Origin of the sequence: Sporosarcina sp. FA15 (genome assembly GCF_051550195.1) — a bacterium.
In the GTDB taxonomy this organism is placed as follows: Bacteria; Bacillota; Bacilli; order Bacillales_A; family Planococcaceae; genus Sporosarcina; species Sporosarcina psychrophila.
On the sequence record NZ_CP188818.1, the window covers coordinates 1,659,723 to 1,681,005 of the forward strand.

Below are 21,283 nucleotides of genomic sequence, written 5' to 3' on the forward strand. Positions count from 1 at the left end.
AAATGTATACATCAACCTGTTATCCTTTTGTATTTATAGAAACAGCGAGCTTTTCCAAGTCTGTGAAAAATCCTGGATATGAAATAGCTATGCATGACGGATCTTCGATTTGGATTGGAGCTGAGGCGACAAGTGCTGCAATTGCAGCCATCATACCCAATCTATGATCGCCGTACGAAACAAGTGTGCCACCCGAGAGTTCCGTAGGTCCATGAATGATCATCCCATCGTCCGTCGCTTCGATATTTGCACCCAATTTTTTCAACTCTGTTGTTACCGCAGCAATTCTATCTGTCTCTTTGACCCGTAGTTCCCCGGCGTCTTTGATAACTGTTGTTCCTTCGGCCTGCGTTGCGAGCAATGCGATAACAGGCAGCTCATCGATGAGCCTTGGTATTAAGTCCCCACTGATTTCAGTACCATGCAAACCTTCGTAGGATACTTTTACAGTACCATACGGTTCGCCAGCCCCGTTAACTTCTTCAAGGATTTCAACACAAGCACCCATATTCGTAAGCACGTCCAATATCCCCGTCCTTGTCGGATTAAGCCCGACATTCGTAAACGTAACGGAACTTCCCTTAATCATTGCAGCTGCAACCATGAAAAATGCCGCTGATGAAATATCACCTGGAACTAACACATCTTTGCCCCGGAGCACATTCCCGCCCTTGACACTAACTTTAGTTCCGTCCACCTGAACCTCTGCTCCAAATTGCTGCAGCATACGTTCAGTATGGTCGCGCGAAACTGTCTCCTCACTAATAACAGTTGTCCCTTCCGCATTCAAACCAGCAAACAGAATAGCCGATTTAACTTGGGCACTGGCAACAGGCATGTCGTATTCAATTGCAGAGAGCGGTCCACCCGTAATTGTGAGTGGCAGGAGATTGCCATCTGGTTCTCCTACTACAGAAGCTCCCATGGACGACAAGGGTAGTGTAACTCTATTCATTGGACGCTTTGACAGTGATTCATCGCCTGTCAGAACAGACTTGATAGTTGAGCCCGCAAGTATTCCAAGAATTAGACGTGCTGTTGTCCCAGAATTACCTGCATAAAGTTCCTCAGACGGCGTTTGCCACCCTTGCATTCCAGGGCTATCTACCGTGACGTTAGTACCATCCCTTTCAATTGATACGCCGAGTTGTCGAAAAATATCAATTGTTCGTAGGCAATCTTCTCCGTCCAGGAATCCGGTAATTTTTGTTTTACCTTCAGCGATGGAACCGAGCATCACGGCCCGGTGCGATATCGATTTATCACCTGGAACTACCACATTACCCTTCAATTCTGGTTTATTGAACGCAACTAGTTTCGTCTCCACCAAGAAAAGCCCCCCATTCAAACTATGTACATGCTAAAATTCATTGTTTTGGAAAGAGCGGATTTTGCTCGTTCCCGGTCATCAGTAGTTTGGAAGCTGATAACAAGTATTCCAAAGACATCCGTCCGCGTCTCAACGATTCGGATATTTGTTAAACTGATCCGTTCATCCGCAAGTATTTTTGTGATTTCCGAAATGATACCAGGGTGATCAGGAATATCAATATGCAAATCGAATGTCATATAGAATGCACCCTGAGACGTAATCGGTAAGTCGTCTCGGAACTGTTTCGCCCCTGCAAAATAATTATATATTTCGTCGGGGTCATTCGATTTTAGCATATTTCGAACATTTTCCATCTCTTCAAGCCATCCGTCCAGTTGCTTTAACAACTCTTCCCTGTTCTGCGTCGTAATATCACGCCACATGATGGGATCTGCAGATGCAATTCGAGTCAAGTCACGAAACCCGCCCGCCGCAAGTTTTTTAACAAACGGTTGCTCTTCTTGTTGTGCTGATAGCCTTCCAACGAGCGAAGAAGCGACGAGATGTGGAAAATGGCTAACGATTGCCGTCATCCGATCATGTTCTTCAGAATCGAGCACGACAATTTTCCCTTTCGTTGGACCAAGTAGAACGCGGAGCTGTTCGACCTTTGCACTGTCTGTTTGTGAATCTGGTGTCAATATGTAATACGCATTTTCAAATAGATGCTCTTTAGCCGCAGTTACTCCACTTTTATGAGAACCCGCCATTGGATGGCCACCGATAAATGTAATTCCACGTTCAAGCAATTGTTTTGCAGCATCCATTATTGGACCTTTTGTACTGCCCGTATCCGTCATAATAACGTCAGTTCTCAATTTCCAGTTGACCGCTTGATGCATCATTGCAACCGTCGTATTGACCGGCGTTGCAAAGATGATGACATCCGCATGTTCACATGCATTCTCAATAGATGTGGCAATTGTATCAATGATCCCCCTACGGAAGGCTTGTTCCAACGTACTGAAGGATCGGTCGTACCCCGTTACTTGCAGACCGGGGTTACGTTTCAAAGCAAGCCCGAGCGAACCACCAATCAGGCCAAGTCCAATTATCGCGATATTCGGTTTCATACGGCTGAACCCTCGGATTGCAACAACGTATCAAATGCTTTGAGGAAGTTACTAGTCTGTTCTTCCGACCCAATTGTCACCCTTATATAACCGGGGGTTCCAAGTGCATTTCCGCTTCTAATGATGAATCCCTGCTGCAACAGTTTTTCTGAAGCATCATCTGCATCACCTGGCACTGCAATTAAAACGAAATTTGTTTCGGAATCGAATAAATGCAGTTTATTGTCCGAAGCATACTGTGTAAACCGTAGCCTTTGTTCATGATTCAGGTTACGACAATGTTCGATGAATGCTTCATCTTCGAGCGCTTTTTCCGCAACTGCTAGACCAAGCGAGTTATTGTTGAACGGGCTCCGCACTTTATTGAGATTAGAAATGACCTCCGGGTCACCAATTGCATAGCCTACTCTGAATGCTGCCAATCCGTATGCTTTGGAAAACGTCCGTAAAATAATGACATTCGGGAATTTTTCCAGCCATGAAATCGAGTCGATATGCTCAGAGCCAGTAATGTATTCGAAATACGCTTCGTCAAGAACAACTAGGATATTTTCTGAAACTTGTTCAAGGAATCCTTTTAACGTGTCGCTAGGAATCAAGTTACCAGTCGGATTGTTCGGATTGCATAGCCAAGCAACCGCAGTCTCACCATCGATAGCTCCCAAGAACCCCTCCAAATCATGATAGCCATCCTTCAGCGGTACTTCCCGGATTTCGGCACCTTCTATTCTTGCATTATGAGCATATTGAGGGAATGTCGGTGTCGCAATAACGGTATTTACTCCTTTGCCAAGGAGCGCTCTTGAAATAATCATAATGATTTCATCTGAGCCATTTCCGAATAACAAAGAGGTTTCGTCAACTCCGTGTTTCTCCGCAAGTTTCTTCCGTAATCCCCCTGCATAGCCGTCTGGATACAATTCATGCTGGATTGCGGCTGATGTCAAATAGTCTCTGACGGATGGTGCACAGCCATACGGGTTTTCATTTGAAGCAAGTTTTACAACATCATCCAGACCGTATATTCGTTTTGCTTCATCAATCGATCTACCTGGTTTATAAGGTTGCATACTATCAAGCGCTTTTTTCCAGTTCATAAAATTCCCTCCGGTCAATAGATATGGGTTATTTTTGTAAATCCGGTCGTAACTTAACTGCATTTTTTTGATAAATATGTTTTACATAACGTTGCGGAATATCAGTATTCACATGCATAAGCGCTCTGATGCATAATGGCATTGCTCCCGGGACGTCCATCTCATGCGTACACATAACCGGGACGTATATCCATCCATCAATCGATCGAACTGCTTTTGCAGGAAAGGTCGATTTGATGTCCGTCGTAGTAGAGATAAGAACCGAAATGATATCCCCAGGTAAAACACTGTTCTCTTTCGCCATTTCTTCGACTAACGCTTGCGTCGCTTCAAGAACAGCTTGTTCTTCGTCGTTCTCGACTGTCGTTGCTCCCCTTAATCCTCTTACCATCATTTCTTCACATCCCCTTTCGTTCTTTGTCTCAATTGATGGAATGCTTGTTCACATTGCGCTTTTGACAGTTCTTTTACATAGGGTTTTCCTATCCCATCAAGCAAAACAAAATTAAGCTTTCCGAAAGAGACTTTTTTATCTTTTTCCATATAATTCATAAATACATCGAATCCATGTTCATGAACCGGTTGGAATGTATAGCCATGCGTATTTGCAAATTGGATGAATCGAATTGTCAACGCTTCATCAACCGCGCCAGTGTCTTCACTTAAAATAAGACTATATACCATGCCAATCATAACCGACTCTCCATGGCTTAAACCACCGAAACCACATACACCTTCTACAGCATGGCCGAATGTATGACCGAAGTTTAGATACTTTCGAGTCGAATGCTCAAATTCGTCTTCTGAGACAATTTTCGCTTTAACTTCGATTCCCCGTAACAATTCGCGTGATAACCATTCAATGCTTGGTTGAGAAAAGGAAGGGGTAGACAATAGCTCAAGCGTCCATTCCTCATTTGAAATAAGCGCGTGTTTCAACAATTCTGCCATACCCGATCTGATTTCTCGAGGCGGAAGCGATTCGAAGAGCCTTGTGTTGAATAGAACTCCGACTGGCTGATGAAAAGAGCCTACCATATTTTTCCCTTCCGGCATATTGATTGCCGTTTTGCCCCCCACTGCACTGTCATGAGCCAAGATTGTTGTAGGACATTGCAAGTACCTAATCCCCCTCATGAATGTCGCAGCGACGAACCCAGTGAGATCACCGCATGCGCCTCCACCAAATGCGATAAGGAGAGAATCCCTGGTGAATTTTTCATTTAACAAAAAAGATAGGCAATCGACATACACAGCGGATGTTTTACAGCTTTCTCCAGCTGGGACTGTTTTTACACTAATTTCACAGTTTACAGACTGCAACGACTTTTGTAGCAGCGGCAAGTAGATAGCTGCTACCCGCTCATCCGCAATGATGGCAATTCGGTCGACTGTACCTAGAAGTTCAGCATATTCTGTGGTGAATAGCTCGTACGTATCTTGACCTATATGGACGTTATATTGATGATCCCGGACAGCAACTGTAAGTTTCCCCATATTAAAACTCCTTTACATACCGTCTATATTCTTCAATATCCTTTTTTAGACCGTCCATCGTGTCCGAACGGAATTCTTCCATAATGGCTTTTGCCATTTCAGTTGCAATGACATGTTCTGCTACAACAGAAGCTGCGGGTACCGCACAAGGGTCCGAACGTTCGATTGTTGCAACAAACGGTTCTTTCGTATCAATATCGACACTTTCAAGCGGCTTGTACAAGGTAGGGATAGGTTTCATAACGCCCCTGACTACAATCGGCATACCTGTCGTCATTCCGCCTTCAAGGCCACCCAATCGATTTGATTTACGGAAATAGCCTTGTTCTTCACTCCACACAATTTCATCATGCACTTTACTGCCTGGCATTTTTGCCATTTCAAATCCGAGTCCAATCTCAACGCCTTTAAACGCATTGATGCTCATCATCGCTCCCGCAAGCTTACCGTCCATCTTCCGATCGAATTGAACATAGCTCCCGATTCCAGGTGGACATCCTTCAATAACCACTTCTACGACGCCTCCAACCGTATCTCCACGGCCTTTCGCATCATCAATGGCTTGTACCATCAGTTTCGAAGCCTCAGGGTCTGCACAGTAGACAGGGTCATTCTCGATGATATTACGGAGCTCTTCCGTCCCTTTTCCTGCATATGTATCTGGATTTGTTGTGAATCCCCCAATTTCTGTTACATGTGCGACAGTTTCGATACCCAGTTCGCGTAGGAACTGTTTTGCAACCGCACCGATTGCCACACGCATCGTCGTCTCACGCGCGGACGATCGTTCTAGAACGTTGCGCAAATCTCGATGACCGTATTTCATGCCGCCCACAAGATCTGCATGACCTGGTCTTGGACGCGTTATTTGTCGTTTCACATCTTCTGGCTTAACATCATCAGCGAGTGGTTCTACCCCCATAATCGATGTCCAATGTTTCCAATCATCATTAACAACAGTCAACGTCACCGGTGACCCAAGTGTTTTACCATGGCGGACACCTGATGAAATGACAACCTGATCTTTTTCTATTTGCATACGTCTTCCGCGACCATGTCCACCTTGACGCCTTGAAAGTTCCCCATTAATCATTTCAGCAGTCAATTCCATTTGAGCAGGTAGCCCTTCAATGATTGCTGTTAGTTGCGGACCGTGTGATTCACCGGCAGTGAAATATCTCATTCCATTTCCTCCTCCGACGAATGGATTAACATTCGTTTTATAGCACTCTACCAAAGTAAGATGCTTTTGACTATATGTTTATATTAAAAATATCCGGAAAGTTATCCGGATATTTTAAATTTTCCTATAAAAAAATGTGTCTTCTGATTCTAATCCGTATTTTGAAGGATTGAAAATCTGTTCTGTACTTCCCACAAAAAGAATCCCACCCTGTTTAAGCGATTTGGAGAAGTTCGTGTAAATCTGATCTTTCGCTTCTTCTGTGAAGTAAATCATTACATTGCGGCAGACAATTAAATCGAACCCTGTATCGTATCGGTCTTCTAACAAATTTTGTTGCTTAAATGTCACAGTCCGTTTGATGTCATCCTTCACCTGATAAAAATGACCTTCATTGACAAAATGCTGTTTCACGATTGAGGTAGGCACTTCCTTCAAAGCTCTTTCAGGGTATAAACCGACTTTCGCTCGTTCAATGACGCCTAAATCCAGATCTGTCGCCAAGATTGATATATCACGCAGTGGCACATGTGATAATAAAACGAGTGCTATCGAATATGGTTCTTCACCCGTGGAACAGGCAGCACTCCAAATCTTCGGTTTTTTACTTTGAGCAAGGAGCTTGGGGAATATCTTCTTTTCCAGCACGTCCCAGCGCTGGGCATTGCGGTAGAATTCAGAAACGTTGATGGTCATCCGATCAAGGAATTCCTCAAGTAGCTCTTTATCATTATGTATAGCTTCATAATACTCTATAAAATTTCGGTACCCTCTTTTCTCATATAGAGAAGTGAGTCTTCTTTTCATCTGTGCTTCTTTATAAAGTGACAGATCGATACCCGTCTTTTTCTTGACGTTTCCAATAAATACAGCATAATCCGGCAACCTGCGTCCCCCCGTTCATATATTCTTACTATTATAACGGATTGGAACCCATTTCGAAAGAACAAAAACAGCCTAGCGAAATTCGCAGGGCTGTTTAAGGTAATTAATTGATCCAGTTGTTCATTGATTTGTCATAAGTAACAAGTTCTTCTTCCTTGAAGAAAAGACCGATTTCACGAACAGCTGATTCTGGAGCATCTGAACCGTGAATGATGTTTTTGCCAACAGTAACAGCGAAGTCACCGCGGATTGTTCCAGGTGCAGATTCTTTCGGGTTCGTTGCGCCTGTCATTAGACGGCCAACTGAGATAACGTTTTCGCCTTCCCAAACCATTGCGAATACAGGACCTGATGTGATGAAATCAACAAGCTCGCCGAAAAAAGGACGCTCTTTATGTTCGCCGTAGTGTTGCTCAGCAAGTTCTTGTGAAATTGTCATAAGCTTAGCGCCTACAAGTTGGAAACCTTTACTTTCGAAACGACCCACGATTTCACCGATTAGATTACGTTGTACGCCGTCTGGTTTAACCATTAAAAATGTTCTTTCCATATTTAACACTCCTTCTTATATATGTATCAGGATTTCTCCTTTTCGATCGTACCACCCGATGCCTGATTTTTCAACTGTTAATGCACTAATACTTACGTCTGCCAATGAAAGCAGATATTTGCATGAATGCCTTTTTAGCATTTGCATCACCATCAGGCAACTCATTTATTTCATCCATTGCTTTTTGCAAATACAAATCGCTCACAGCTTGCGCCATCTGAATGGCCTCTGTACCGCGAATATAAGTCAACATTTCTTCACGATCAGATTCCGTTAAAGTCCCGTCAAACGACCGCTTCATATAAGGTTGGAAATTCACATCGTCTTTTATGTATAGGATGGGCAAAGTCAGATGACCATTCAACAGATCACTGCCTGCCGGTTTTCCAAGCTCTTCATCCGTTGATGTAATGTCAAGAATATCATCGACAATTTGAAAAGCCATGCCTGCAAAATAACCGAAGCGACGCAATTTCCTTACATTCGCAGGGTCCGCTCCTGAAACAAGCGCACCAAGTTCACAACTGGATGACAGGAGAAGTGCGGTCTTTCGTTTAATGCGGCGCAAATAATCCCGAATCGTCTGATTGGTTTTTCGCTGATGGTCAATCTGGATGACTTCACCTTTACAAATTTCAAGCATAGTCTCTGCAAGTAGCTGATGAATAGCAGGAATTTCAATCTCACCTATCGATGTAAGTGCACGTGAAAAGATGAAGTCCCCCGTATACATCGCAATTCTGTTATCCCAACGCGCCCTTACTGTTTCGAGGCCACGACGCATATCTGAATCATCGATAACATCATCATGGACAAGAGACGCCATATGGACAAGCTCAAGTGAGACAGCTACCTTTGCCACATCCTCCAACGAATAGTTGCCAAACTTGGATGACAGGATAACAAAAATAGGTCGAATCCTTTTTCCACCCGCACGAAGCAGGTGAAGTGATGCTTGCCGAATGATAGGGGAAGATGAATTGAGGGATCGTTCAAGTTCCTTTTCTATATAAGCGAGATCCTTTCGAAAATCACCATAAAGTGACAATAACTTCAATTTCTCCAAAACGATTACCTTCCCCTGCTGTCTTTATTGTTTATATCCAACGTGACCAGCCGCGGCGCCGCCACTGTATGACTTAAAGGACACTTCAGTGAAGCCCGCTTCCGTAAATAGCTGGGCAAGTTGTTTCATCCCTGGAAAATCATTTGCCGATTCTTGAAGCCATGAATATTCTTTGTAACTTTTCGCAAAAACTTTCCCGAGAACGGGCATGATGAAATTGAAATAAAATCGGAATAATTGCCTGTAGCCTGGAAGTTCAGATTGAGAAGTTTCTAGACATGCAATCATTCCACCAGGCTTTAAGACACGATTCATTTCTTTTAATACTGTTAAATAATCCGGTACGTTACGCAATCCAAAACCAATTGTAACAAAATCGAACGAGTCGTCAGGGAACGGCAATTCCATCGCATTCCCTTGTACAAGCGTAATAGTTGGATATGCTGCAACTTTCGGCCGGCCGGCTTCTAACATGCCTTCACTGAAATCGAGTCCTGTCACATGCCCAGAGGCACCTGTCGCCTCTGCAATAGCGATCGTCCAATCAGCAGTTCCACAACACACGTCCAATGCACGAGCACCTTCGTGGACGTTCATGCGTGACATGATGTCATCGCGCCATTTCTTATGTTGGTTGAAACTGATCACGGAATTCATCTTATCGTAATCGACGGATATTTTTTCAAAAACGGTGTGGACTTTCTGTTCTTTTGATATCGACAAGAGTTATACCTCTTTTCTTCAATTCAGTTTACCAATTAGCGGTGTCACTAGGTTACGGATTTTTCGCTGTAAAAAAGGCTGAAGATAATCTGCTGCATCAAGTGCTTTTTGCATTTCAGCATGAAGCTGAAAAACCGCATGATCCGCATCAGCAGCATTCATTGTGCGGCGTGAACGCTTATCCGAAATAGAATTGCATTCAGCATTCCCTTCTTCAAACCATAAAAGCGACAATGCTGCACTGGCTAGCGGGACATATTGTGCAAATCCGAATGTATATAAAAAATCAGTTATACACCCTGCTTCGATGATTCTAACTGTTTCAATCAACTTTTCAGGTCCATCTGGTAATTGGTCGTGAAAAATCGTCTTTGTCTCGTTAATTTGTCCGATTGTTTCAGACAAGGAACGGATGAAACCAAATTCAGGCAGAGAGGCGAGTAGCCGATAATGGATTCCGCTGAAATAATCCCCCGACAAAACAGTAAGTTGCTGTTGCTTTGATGTAGCGTCAGATACATTAATCGAATCATGCGCATCAAAAGCAGCGTGAACAGCACCAACTGCGATTGACGCTGTATGTAAACGATTGTTCCACCTTTCCCCGTTCAACATTGGCAACAGGAGAATAAAGGCTTTTACAGCATCGATTGTTATTTGACCAACATCTCTATCCACAATCGGCTCGCGAATTGCATTCTCTACTTCACCTATATAATTTTCGATATGCAGTTTAATTTTTTGGGTTTCCATCGTCGAATCTCCATTCAAAGACGTCTACGGAAAAGTGTGTCAATTACGAATTAGTCTTTCCCTTCGCTTGACAAGACACCGTATGCGGTATGAACGTCAGCTTTGCCACGTATTTTCATTGCTGACGTATGATCAGTAAATTGTGCGATCATCACTTCACCACGGTCTAATTTTTCCGTATGATGAAACTTCGTATCGTTTCCTCGTGTCAGACCGATTACGTTCACGCCGTCTTCTTTCGCTTTTATAACGATATAGTCGGTTTGTGTCATTTTCACCTCTCCTGTCTATTCTTTTATGGTCTTATCATATCATAGAAAAGGCGTTACTCGCAAAGGCTTCAAGACATCTTAATAAGTGATAGGATCTCAGCCCGTTTCACATCGTCCTGTTCGTAAATACCACGCGCAACTGTAGTCACTGTCTTCGCGCCTGGTTTCTTGATGCCTCGCATCGTCATACACAGGTGCTCCGCCTCGATTACTACGTAGACACCGATTGGATTTAGCATTTCCATCATCGCTTCCGCAATTGTGGATGTGATACGTTCTTGAAGTTGTGGCCTTTTGGCAGTCGTTTCGACGGCTCTCGCTAATTTACTCAGGCCGGCAACAACTCCATCACGCGGTATGTATGCAATATGCGCATTCCCAAAAAACGGCACAAGGTGATGTTCACACATCGAGTAGAAAGGTATATCTTTTACAAGTACGACTTCATCGTGATTTTCATGGAACACTGTTTTGAAATAATCCTTAGGGTCTTTATTCAAACCTTCAAATACCTCAGCGTACATCTTTGCGACACGCTTTGGAGTATCTATCAGTCCTTCACGCTCGGGATCTTCACCGACTGCTTCCAGGATCATTGAAACTGCTTTCTCTATTTTCTCGTAATCGACAACATTCATCATTCGAAACCTCCCAATCGGAAATAAAGCCATTCCAACAAAAATAGTAGCATACTCGCCCATTTCCGTACAGTTCGTTCACTCTACATTGGACAATAAGATAAAAATGGAAAGAAGTCCGCCCCAAGTATCTAATGAATTAGATACGACGGACGGACTTCTATGTAAACTTGAGAATTATTTCACTGCGTCTTTAAGCGCTTTACCTGCTTTGAAAGCTGGTACCTTGCTTGCAGCGATATCGATCTCTTCCCCAGATTGCGGGTTACGTCCTTTACGAGCTGCACGCTCACGTACTTCGAAGTTACCGAAACCGATCAATTGTACTTTCTCACCACTTGCAAGAGTAGATTGGATCGTATCGAATACAGCTTCGACAGCTTTTGTAGCATCTTTCTTAGTTAGTTCTGCTGCTTCAGCTACAGAGGTAATCAATTCTGTTTTATTCACACCATTCACCTCCTCTCAAAGGGCATTAGCTAGCTTCTAATACTGTAAAAAGAGTATCACAAGAAAATCCCTGACGCAACAATATTATCGCGTAATCGCTAATATCATGCACTTTTAGCTAAAAAAACGGAAAAAGATCCGCTTTTGACGGATCTTTTTCCTTTAGACGATAAATGTAATCATGCCTTTATTTCCATCATTCACCATCTGTTCAATCGTCTCCCGTAGACGTTTTCTTGCTTTCATCGGAACAGAAGCTGTTTTGAAGCGAATGCTTTCTTTCATGACTTCATGGAGCGGTGTTCCGAATAGCTGTGTTTCCCATAATGCCTCTCTATCATGCAAATAAGCATTCTTTAATTCTTTTAATAAATGATGGCTATGAAATTCGGAACCGATTAATGGAGAAAATTCGGCTTCCATATCAACCCGAATAATGTGAAGCGACGGTGCTGTTGCTTTCATGCGAACGCCGAAAAAGTTGTTCTGTTTGATAAGTTCCGGTGCAGAAGGATTAAAATCCTCAATTGTCGGAAGAGCAACACCGTAGCCTTGCTTTCTAGCTGTATCGATTGCTTCCGAGTACATATCATACGACTTTTTCGCTTTGGCCGCTTCCTGAACAAACAACAACCAGTCTTTTTTCGAGCCGATTTCCTGTCCCATAATTCCTTCACAAATTTCACGGAAAGCCTGTTCATCCATAGTAATTTTCACGATTGCTTTCCCTTTACCAGCATCTACTTCAATGACTTCTGCATGCCTAACATATTTTTCATCTTTTAAACTTTCTGCCAACTCCTGTATTTTACGGATTTTTGATACACCCAAAAATCCCTCATTAATCACTCTGTCGATGTTGGCATTCAGTTCATGTTCACTTCCGAGCACTTCCATCCAATCTGGTTTTTGGACTTCAATATCAGAAATCGGGAATTCGTACAATGCTTCTTTTAAAATAAGTTGAATTTCCTGTGCGTTTAACTGATCAGCACTTATCGCAATGACAGGAACCCCATATTTTTCATGTAGTTCCTGTTTTAATGCGATTGTTCTGTCATTGGCCGGCATTTTAGAATTCAGAACAATAACAAAAGGCTTACCAATATCTTTCAACTTATTAACGATTTCCTCTTCAGCAACTTGTGCTGCTGCCCGCGGAATATTGTTTACTGTTCCATCCGTTGTAACAAGAATACCAATCGTAGAATGATCACGAATCACCTTATCCGTACCAATACGCGCCGCTTCTTCAAATGGTATTGGTTCGTTGTGCCATGGCGTGTGAACCAATTTCGGGCCATTCTCATCTTCATAGCCTTTTACGCCGTCTATCACATAGCCAACGCAATCTGCAAGCCTGATTTGAAACTTCAGCTCACCATCCCCTACAGATACCGAAGTCCCTTGGGCGGGCACAAATTTCGGTTCTGATGTCATAATAACTGAGCCTGGTGAACTCTGAGGAAGCTCATCCTGCGCACGAATTCGATCCGATGCTTCCGTCATATTTGGAATAACGACTTCTTCCATAACTCTTTTCACGAACGTAGATTTCCCTACACGAACAGGTCCGACGACACCGATATAAATATCACCGTCTGTGCGTCTAGCCAGATTTTCATATAATTCCTCTTTCATTCTATCGTCCTCCTTTAGATGCGCATATTAGTTTATGTAAAAAAAAAACGTTTCATGCACGTGGCATGAAACGTTTTTCATTTTGATTTATTCATGAATATTGGTTCGTTGTCTGCATTCACTGTATAAGGTAATGAATAAGCCGGTAAAACAGGATAGTTATCCGTTAAAAGGTGACGAATATCCTCCCCTGGTTTAACAGTCTGGGTCTTTTCTTGCAACATTCGGTTTAAATCAATCGAATAATCGATGTAAAAAACACCATCCCCACCGATAACAATCGGTAAGATTGCATCTGAATAGGGGCTAGGAACCGTCAGCGGCTCTTTAAAGCCCATTGCTTCGAAATCGACTGTATAGACATGGTCACCCACGGACTCCTTGAATGGAGCTCGACCATTGACGTTTTTCCTTAGGTTTAAATCGCGAATATGTTCCGCTGAGCGCAAATCAACAAGCTTTACCGTTGGAGTCGTTTCAACGTCTATCAACACATATTGATAGATCCCACCAGTTTCATACGCATTTGAAGGCATTTTTTCCGTGTAAGCTGGTACAACTTTGGAGAACTCAATGGGATATTTGATGTAAATATCTGTTTCAAGATCACGTGTTTTGATTGGCAATAATCCTCCCGAATTTTTCTGATAAGCATCAACCGCTTTTTGCATTGATTCCAGCTGATCAGCATACGGGATTTCCTGTCCAGTTGTTTTTTCGGACGGGTACATACATCCAGATAGAACAAAAACCAAGGAAGATATGAAGAGTAACCCGATTTTTTTTACTGACATAGTCATCATGCCCCTCCTGTCGGCCCATTAAATACGAGATAAATCATCGCAAAAAATGAGAAGATTAATAAAGAATAGGCTATTATAGCAAATAGTAATTTCAAAACTTTATTTTGAAGCTTATGCCGACTCACATAAATAAGACCCATGGAAATAACCATGAATCCCATCGCATAGAACGACAGCCACATTTTATCCATCGAGGACAAAGGAAGTCCTCCTTTCGTATAATCAGTATTTAAAAAGGCAGAAGAAAAGGACCAGTGAGCATAGCCCCAAGTCCCTCGCTTGCACGTAATGTGCTGGCTTTTATACGTGTGGAGCGGAGGGGGAGGCTAGCAACGTAAACTGACGTTTTTCACAAGTCTTTTTGAATTACAGAGTCAACGGTTGCCGAAGAGATCTTCAACTTCCTGCTTCTTCATACGGTTCATAAGTTGGTCCACAGCTTGTTTCGGCGGTATTCCTTCAAATAGTATGGAGTACAGTGCCTCTGTGAGCGGCATAGAGACTCCGTGCTGGGCTGCAAGCTGATGTGCCGCTTTAGCCGTCCGTACACCTTCGATGACCATACCCATGCCTGATACGACCTCGTCTAGACTATTCCCTTTTCCGAGCATATTGCCCGCTTTCCAATTGCGTGAATGAACACTCGTACATGTAACAATCAAATCGCCTAGACCTGTCAGACCTGAAAATGTAAGTGGATTCGCACCCATTTTCACGCCAAGTCTTGAAATCTCCGCTAATCCGCGCGTAATAAGCGCAGCTTTGGCATTATCACCATAACCAAGTCCATCAGAAATACCGGCTGCCAATGCAATTACATTTTTAAGCGCAGCTCCGATTTCCACACCAACTATATCCGGATTTGTATAGACACGGAAATAATGGTTCATAAATAGGTCCTGAATCTTTTCTGCCGCTTCCAAATCGAATGATGCAGCCGTTACTGTCGTCGGATGACGCAGAACAACTTCTTCAGCATGACTTGGACCCGAGAGAACAACAATAGCCTTTGTTTTCGAGGAATCTAGCTCTTCTGAAATCATTTCTGAGATTCGTTTTAACGAATCTGGTTCAATACCTTTTGAAACATGGACAATTAATTTAGGGCTAATCGCCATTGCATTCAGTTCAGAACAGACATCACGAATCGCCTTGGTCGGAACAGCGATGATGACAGTATCACTATGCATCGCCGCCGCTTCCAAATCTGATGTTGCTTTCAAATTAATAGGTAAAGAAATACTTGGTAAATATGACTTATTTGTATGATTTTCGTTAATTTCAGCGGACTGGTCAGAACGCCTCGCCCAAAGTAAGCAATCATGACCATTTTCAGCAAGAACAAAAGCAATCGCCGTTCCCCAGCTTCCGGCTCCGATAACAGTTACTTTTTCCATTTCATACAGACATCCTTTCTCCCGTAACGTCGATCAGCTTCTTGCTCGAGTAATAATCCTGATCGGAGTTCCTTCGAAGCCAAATGACTCCCGAAGACGGTTTTGTAAAAAGCGTTCATAAGAGAAGTGCATGATTTCTACATCGTTCACAAAGACGACGAAAGTTGGCGGTTTAACAGCTACTTGCGTAGCATAATAAATACGCAATCTGCGTCCTTTATTATTAGGTGCAGGGTTTCTTGCAACAGCGTCTTCAATCACTTCGTTCAAGACACTTGACTGAATACGTAGTGCATGGTTCTCATTAATTAATTTAACTTTTTCAAACAACGTATTAACACGCTGTTTTGTTTTTGCTGAAACAAAAGCAATCGGTGCATAATCGAGGAATAGGAAATTATCACGGATATCCGCAATAAACTTGTTCATCGTCTTATCATCTTTTTCGACAGCATCCCACTTATTAACAACAAACATGACGCCTTTTCCAGCATCTTCTGCGTAGCCGGCGATGCGCTTGTCCATCTCACGTATGCCTTCTTCACCATTGATAACGATAAGAACGACATCAGAGCGATCAATCGCTTTTAGTGCACGAAGAACAGCATATTTCTCTACATTTTCATACACTTTCCCTTTTTTACGCATACCAGCAGTATCAATAATTTTATACTTCTGTCCATCATATTCATAAGCCGTATCGATAGCATCTATTGTTGTTCCAGGTATGTCACTAACTATGACCCGTTCCTCACCTAAAAATGCATTGACAAGTGATGATTTACCAACGTTAGGTCTCCCAATTAACGAAAACCGGATGACATCATCTTCAATTTCTTCAGCACCTGGTTCTGGGAAATCATTCGCTACTGCATCAAGCAAATCCCCTAAACCCAGTCCATGCGCACCAGAAATCGGATACGGTTCTCCGAATCCAAGGGAATAGAAATCATAAATCATGTCCCGCATGTCTGGATTATCAACTTTGTTTACAGCAAGTACAATAGGTTTTTTCGTTTTGTACAAGATCTTGGCAACTTGCTCATCAGCATCTGTTACCCCTTCACGACCATTCACAAGGAAAATGATAACGTCCGCTTCGTCTATTGCAATTTCCGCTTGTAATCGGATTTGCTCAAGAAAAGGCTCATCTCCAATATCGATTCCTCCTGTGTCAATAAGGTTGAACTCATGTGCGAGCCAATCTGCGGAGCTGTAAATACGGTCACGTGTAACACCCGCAACGTCTTCTACGATTGAAATTCGTTCACCAACGATTCGGTTAAATATTGTCGATTTCCCGACGTTCGGCCTACCGACGATCGCTACTGTTGGTTTATTCATAATCTAACATCCTTCCAGCTTATCTTCTGCATATTATACACAATAATCATTAACACGTCTAAACAGGCACATTTATAACTGTAAACACTGTCTTTGTCACACTACGACAGTATATCATTTTTACGTGAATTTAACTTACGCAAGGCTAAACTATTTGTATGTGGGGCTTTTTGAGAACTTTGAAAATGAAGTAAGTCCTACAATTCGTATTGATAATCGAAAGAGCGACTATCCCATTTCTGAGAAGTCGCTCTTTCTTATTATTACCAATTAATTTTCCGCATATCCACTTTCACTGCTACTGATTTTCGCACAGCGTAAATGAAACCTGCCGCGCTATACTTTGCGAATTTTAAATTTATTTCTTCTATTAATAGCGCAACACTTCATACTACAATCTGTAAACGTCTAACTGTTAGATCACGGATCTTTCTTTTATAATGATGGGAACAAGCGCCAACACGTTGTCGTTTGTAAACGTACGATTCGACTTACGCAGAAAACAGTATGCTCTGAACGATACCTCACCGACATCCAGCACCCTTATTCGCCTCTTACTAATTTGACCGTCATTTGCCTGGTACATCATATCTAATGACTCATTATACTTCATCGACTTGACCAATTGATTACGCACACTCATTCCCTCCCTTTCCACCAACATATGGAGCGAACGTTCTTATTATGACAAATAAGAAAAGCACAAGCGCTTGGTAGACCGGAAAAGCACTAGAGAGCCTTAAGATAAAGGAAGGCTAGGTGCTGGAATCTAGACACCGCTCCGCTGAAATCTTATACGTTCTTTTCTTTTGAAAATGACGACTGTCCTTGATGGATTTACCGCCTTTTGATCTTCCCTACCTTAATTACCTCATCTGCGCTGGTCAATAAAGACTTTTAGTGCGAGTGCATCATCTAGTGACAACTTACCTGCCCTAAAGTCCGTTAACCATTTGTCGGAAATTAAACCTTCTTTTACGGCATCCGACAAGTATTGTTCATAAGCAACTTTTAACGTTGCTGAGCTTGGATTAAACATGCGTGCATCCTCCTTTGGTAGCGTTGGGATATTCAATTCTGCCAGACGTTTAACTATGGCATTGCGAACGGTCGTCATACGCCCCTCATCTATGATACGGTGCGGACATTCTTTACCACTCCAATCCCGATGCCATTTAACACGATCTATACCCCAGCTGTATTGCTTAAGTATGCGTGCTATATAGTCGACGGCATTCGCTTCCGCATTAACATACTTTGGACCGCCTGATTGTGAGTAACAGATTTCAATCCCTATGGATTTCCGATTACCTGCCCCTTGACCATCCCCAGCGTGCCAACCGTTGCGTGTAAACGGGATAGCTTGCACTGCATGTTTATCATCGATTGCCACATGATACGACGTCGCAGTTGTGTTCCGCGTCATGAAAGCAATCTCGTTGATTGCCGTCGCATCATTGGCTGTATTGTGGATGGTGATGTATTCCGGCGTCATCGGATATGTTGCTTTCAGTGGATAAAGAGACGTCGGAATGTAGTTGTTGATTATTGTATATGGCATATTATTCACCTTCTTTTTTTACTAAAGCCCTGTCGGCGGAATAAAGGCCTCTTACTAATCCCCCACTTATCACGCCGACAAGAAAATACCTTGCTTACTATTATATGCAACTATTTAGACAACCCCTATGACAATTCCTACGTTATTAATTATCCCGGGATCGGGAATAGTATCATTTCCTATGCAACAAAAAAGATGATGATGCCCCTTATGGGCATCATCATCTTTTCAAATTCTCGTTCATTAAGTTCACAAATTAGTCACATCAAGTAAATTAAACAACATTTCTTAGTCAATCTTTAGTTGAAAAGTTCTTCAGCTGATCTCCGATGACATCACTCAATGAAAAACCTGATGCTTCTTCTGGCATCTCATAATTTCCATAAGAGTTATTGTCTTCTTTTTCAATAAGATCCTTAATGCTTAAAGATAGACGTTTATCGTCCGTATTGACTTCTAGTACTTTGACATTGATTTTTTGACCTTCTTTCAACACTTCATGCGGAGTACCGATGTGTTGGTGGGAAATACGCGAAATATGGACAAGGCCCTCGACGCCAGGGAACACTTCTACAAATGCACCATATGAGACGAGACGTTTCACAGTCCCCTCAAACTTAGATCCTTTAGGAGCCTTCTCTTCAATTCCTTCCCACGGACCAGCCAATGTATCCTTGATGGATAGTGAAATTCGTTCTGAATCACGGTCGATTGAAAGGATTTTCACATTCACTTTGTCGCCCTCTTTTAGAACGTCTGAAACTTTCTCGATATGATCATGAGAAAGTTGAGATATATGAACAAGTCCATCAATGCCACCGATATCAATAAAAGCACCGAATGTTGCAAGACGTTGAACAGTCCCCTCCAGTACTTCACCTTCTTTGAGATTATCCAAAACTTCACCTTTTTGTGATGCTTTTTCTTCTTGGATAACTGCACGATGAGAAAGGATTAAACGATTTTTTTCCTTATCCATTTCAACAATTTTAAATGTCATCATACGACCTTTATACTCTTCAAAAGTCTCGACGAAATAATCTTCGACAAGTGATGCCGGAATGAAACCACGTACACCAAGGTCAACAACTAGTCCGCCTTTAACAACGTCTTTTACTTCCGTTTCGATTGTTTCTTTATTATTGAATTTCTCTTCAAGAGAACCCCATGCATCTTCTGCATCGACTTTACGTTTTGAAAGGACATAATTATCTTCTTCCACTTTAGTGATAATCAGTTCAATTTCATCGCCTTCTGCAACTGCATCCTCAGCTTTTTCAATGTGAAGGCTCGATAGTTCGCTGATTGGAATAACACCATCAAAAGGTGCTCCCGCAATTTCAACTGTCACAGACTTTTCTTCGATTTTAGTCACTTTCCCAGTAACACGGTCACCTTCATTGTAGATGTTCGCTGCTTCTAAGTTCATGTCTTCAGTCATTATGTAGTCCTCCTTCATAAAGAATCCTACTTCTATATTATTCGAATCTATTCAAAATAACAAAAAATTACCCTTATCTTATTTATTTTGTTCGATAAGTTTTTGAATTTCACTCATGATGATCTCTGTCATGTCTTCAGCTGAAGTCCGACTTTCACGATAAGTTGTCAGATCTAACGGTTTACCATAGACAACTTTCAATCTTCTAAACACTTTGTAAGGCCCTATAATTGCACAAGGCATAACGACCGCATCGCCACCCTTCAGCGCGAAGAATCCTGCGCCTGCAAGCCCTTTACCAAGTTCCCCCGTCTTACTTCTCGTTCCTTCTGGAAACATCCCGACAACTTTTCCCGATTTAAGGATTTTCAATGTATTCCGGAATGCTTCCCTGTCACTCATACCCCGTTTCACAGGATATGCATTCACTTGCGGAAGAATACTTTTTAGCAATGGCATTTTGAATAACTCTTCTTTTGCCATGAAGTGAACAGGCCTAGGACAAGTACTACCGACAACCGGAGGATCGACATTATCGATGTGATTCGTGCAAAGCAGAACACCCCCTTCTTTCGGGAAGTTCTCCGCACCAATTACTTTAATGCGATATAACGGATAAAATATTGCACTGCAGAGCATTTTACCAAGTGGATATAAGTTCATAAGTTCATCCTCTTTTCTGCAAGTTCACTGATTTTTTCCGCCACATCTGTAATTGACATCGAAGTCGTATCGATAAGAACAGCATCTTCCGCTTGTCTGAGTGGAGACACTTCTCTTTCACTATCCGCGCGATCACGTTCAGCAATTTCAGCTTTCAATTGTTCAAGAGACGTTGTGAAGCCACGTTTTTCGTTTTCAATATGACGTCTCATCGCTCTCTCCTCAACAGAGGCTGTCATGAAAATCTTTAGTTCCGCATCCGGCAGGACAGCCGTCCCGATATCGCGCCCGTCCATTACAACACCTGCACCTATAGCTAGAATCCGCTGTTTATCAACCATCAGCTGACGGACACCCATATGAGTAGCGACAGAGGATACAGAAGCCGTCACTAATTGTGAACGGATGTCTTCTGTTACGTCTTTACCATCTACAATGACCGCTTGGCCGTTTATTGATGGCCTAAGAACTATCTCCGTCTCTTCCAATAACTTTTCAAGTTCTTGTCCATTCCTAGTATTTATGTTGTGAACTAACGCTTTATGCGTTAGTGCGCGGTACATAGCACCTGTGTCGATATACGTATAGCCCAATTTTTCAGCTGTGATTTTAGCAATTGTACTTTTTCCAGCCGCAGCCGGACCATCAATCGCGATTTTTATCTCTAATGCCATTTCATCTACCCCCGTAGTCAATTAGACAATATTGTATCATAAGAAGAGCGTAAGCGCCTTGGTAGACCCGAAAAGCGCTGGAGGGCCTTAAGATAAAGGCGCTTTTTGCCTTTAACTTAAGGACTGAAGCGACTCGAGGGTCTAGGCGCCTGGAGTCTAGACACCAAGAAGAGCGTAAGCGCCTTGGTTAACTGGCTGGA

At 42.5% G+C, this 21,283-nt stretch carries 24 protein-coding genes; all 24 read right to left on the bottom strand.

Going from position 1 to position 21,283, the window contains the following annotated elements; all coding sequences use genetic code 11:
• Positions 1–19 precede the first annotated feature (19 nt).
• On the bottom strand, positions 20–1,327 hold the full coding sequence (aroA, locus tag ACP8HG_RS08060; protein ID WP_340742313.1) for a 3-phosphoshikimate 1-carboxyvinyltransferase: 1,308 nt from the start codon (positions 1,325–1,327) through the stop codon (positions 20–22).
• 17 nt (positions 1,328–1,344) lie between these two features.
• Positions 1,345–2,445 (bottom strand): prephenate dehydrogenase, encoded by a 1,101-nt coding sequence (locus ACP8HG_RS08065; RefSeq protein ID WP_187045129.1) that lies wholly within the window; start codon positions 2,443–2,445, stop codon positions 1,345–1,347.
• A complete protein-coding gene (gene hisC, locus ACP8HG_RS08070; protein ID WP_438298467.1) occupies positions 2,442–3,542 on the bottom strand; it encodes a histidinol-phosphate transaminase in 1,101 nt (366 codons plus the stop codon). Before hisC ends, ACP8HG_RS08065 begins: the two co-directional genes overlap by 4 nt.
• A gap of 28 nt (positions 3,543–3,570) precedes the next feature.
• A complete protein-coding gene (gene aroH / locus ACP8HG_RS08075; RefSeq protein ID WP_067213969.1) occupies positions 3,571–3,933 on the bottom strand; it encodes a chorismate mutase in 363 nt (120 codons plus the stop codon).
• Positions 3,933–5,039 (bottom strand): 3-dehydroquinate synthase, encoded by a 1,107-nt coding sequence (gene aroB / locus ACP8HG_RS08080; RefSeq protein WP_438298468.1) that lies wholly within the window; start codon positions 5,037–5,039, stop codon positions 3,933–3,935. Before aroB ends, aroH begins: the two co-directional genes overlap by 1 nt.
• 1 nt (position 5,040) lies before the next feature.
• The gene (aroC, locus tag ACP8HG_RS08085; protein WP_187045132.1) at positions 5,041–6,222 is read right to left on the bottom strand and encodes a chorismate synthase; all 1,182 of its coding nucleotides are present in this window, start codon (positions 6,220–6,222) and stop codon (positions 5,041–5,043) included.
• A gap of 114 nt (positions 6,223–6,336) precedes the next feature.
• Positions 6,337–7,107 carry a CheR family methyltransferase gene (locus ACP8HG_RS08090; protein ID WP_438298469.1) on the bottom strand — a complete coding sequence of 257 codons (771 nt, stop codon included), beginning with the start codon at positions 7,105–7,107 and terminating at the stop codon, positions 6,337–6,339.
• Between the two features lie 103 nt (positions 7,108–7,210).
• Positions 7,211–7,657, bottom strand: a complete 447-nt coding sequence (gene ndk / locus ACP8HG_RS08095) for a nucleoside-diphosphate kinase (protein ID WP_067210372.1) — start codon at positions 7,655–7,657, stop codon at positions 7,211–7,213.
• Between the two features lie 85 nt (positions 7,658–7,742).
• Complete coding sequence (locus ACP8HG_RS08100; protein WP_067210375.1) at positions 7,743–8,723, bottom strand: polyprenyl synthetase family protein; 981 nt, start codon at positions 8,721–8,723, stop codon at positions 7,743–7,745.
• Positions 8,724–8,747: 24 nt separating this feature from the next.
• Complete coding sequence (locus ACP8HG_RS08105; protein WP_438298470.1) at positions 8,748–9,446, bottom strand: demethylmenaquinone methyltransferase; 699 nt, start codon at positions 9,444–9,446, stop codon at positions 8,748–8,750.
• Positions 9,447–9,464: 18 nt separating this feature from the next.
• A complete protein-coding gene (locus ACP8HG_RS08110; RefSeq protein ID WP_340742318.1) occupies positions 9,465–10,199 on the bottom strand; it encodes a heptaprenyl diphosphate synthase component 1 in 735 nt (244 codons plus the stop codon).
• A 50-nt stretch (positions 10,200–10,249) separates the two neighbouring features.
• Entirely contained in the window at positions 10,250–10,471 is a 222-nt protein-coding gene (gene mtrB / locus ACP8HG_RS08115) for a trp RNA-binding attenuation protein MtrB (RefSeq protein WP_067210381.1), read from the bottom strand.
• A 68-nt stretch (positions 10,472–10,539) separates the two neighbouring features.
• Positions 10,540–11,109 carry a GTP cyclohydrolase I FolE gene (gene folE / locus ACP8HG_RS08120; protein WP_067213970.1) on the bottom strand — a complete coding sequence of 190 codons (570 nt, stop codon included), beginning with the start codon at positions 11,107–11,109 and terminating at the stop codon, positions 10,540–10,542.
• Between the two features lie 177 nt (positions 11,110–11,286).
• Positions 11,287–11,559: an HU family DNA-binding protein gene (locus tag ACP8HG_RS08125; protein ID WP_067210384.1), complete on the bottom strand. Its 273-nt coding sequence runs from the start codon at positions 11,557–11,559 to the stop codon at positions 11,287–11,289.
• Positions 11,560–11,721: 162 nt separating this feature from the next.
• The gene (gene spoIVA, locus ACP8HG_RS08130) at positions 11,722–13,200 is read right to left on the bottom strand and encodes a stage IV sporulation protein A (protein ID WP_067210387.1); all 1,479 of its coding nucleotides are present in this window, start codon (positions 13,198–13,200) and stop codon (positions 11,722–11,724) included.
• Between the two features lie 77 nt (positions 13,201–13,277).
• Positions 13,278–14,000, bottom strand: coding sequence for a hypothetical protein (locus ACP8HG_RS08135; RefSeq protein ID WP_342538535.1), 723 nt, complete (start codon positions 13,998–14,000; stop codon positions 13,278–13,280).
• Positions 14,000–14,194 carry a DUF2768 domain-containing protein gene (locus ACP8HG_RS08140; RefSeq protein WP_370570004.1) on the bottom strand — a complete coding sequence of 65 codons (195 nt, stop codon included), beginning with the start codon at positions 14,192–14,194 and terminating at the stop codon, positions 14,000–14,002. Before ACP8HG_RS08140 ends, ACP8HG_RS08135 begins: the two co-directional genes overlap by 1 nt.
• 183 nt (positions 14,195–14,377) lie before the next feature.
• Positions 14,378–15,400, bottom strand: a complete 1,023-nt coding sequence (locus ACP8HG_RS08145) for an NAD(P)H-dependent glycerol-3-phosphate dehydrogenase (protein ID WP_338656350.1) — start codon at positions 15,398–15,400, stop codon at positions 14,378–14,380.
• Positions 15,401–15,433: 33 nt separating this feature from the next.
• Positions 15,434–16,744: a ribosome biogenesis GTPase Der gene (gene der, locus ACP8HG_RS08150; RefSeq protein WP_067210395.1), complete on the bottom strand. Its 1,311-nt coding sequence runs from the start codon at positions 16,742–16,744 to the stop codon at positions 15,434–15,436.
• 415 nt (positions 16,745–17,159) lie between these two features.
• The gene (locus ACP8HG_RS08155; protein ID WP_067213972.1) at positions 17,160–17,381 is read right to left on the bottom strand and encodes a transcriptional regulator; all 222 of its coding nucleotides are present in this window, start codon (positions 17,379–17,381) and stop codon (positions 17,160–17,162) included.
• A gap of 234 nt (positions 17,382–17,615) precedes the next feature.
• Positions 17,616–18,305, bottom strand: coding sequence for a peptidoglycan recognition protein family protein (locus ACP8HG_RS08160; protein WP_187045136.1), 690 nt, complete (start codon positions 18,303–18,305; stop codon positions 17,616–17,618).
• Between the two features lie 292 nt (positions 18,306–18,597).
• The gene (rpsA, locus tag ACP8HG_RS08165; protein ID WP_187045137.1) at positions 18,598–19,746 is read right to left on the bottom strand and encodes a 30S ribosomal protein S1; all 1,149 of its coding nucleotides are present in this window, start codon (positions 19,744–19,746) and stop codon (positions 18,598–18,600) included.
• Positions 19,747–19,824: 78 nt separating this feature from the next.
• A complete protein-coding gene (locus tag ACP8HG_RS08170) occupies positions 19,825–20,409 on the bottom strand; it encodes a lysophospholipid acyltransferase family protein (protein WP_067210403.1) in 585 nt (194 codons plus the stop codon).
• The gene (gene cmk, locus ACP8HG_RS08175) at positions 20,406–21,083 is read right to left on the bottom strand and encodes a (d)CMP kinase (protein WP_067210405.1); all 678 of its coding nucleotides are present in this window, start codon (positions 21,081–21,083) and stop codon (positions 20,406–20,408) included. Before cmk ends, ACP8HG_RS08170 begins: the two co-directional genes overlap by 4 nt.
• Between the last annotated feature and the right edge of the window lie 200 nt (positions 21,084–21,283).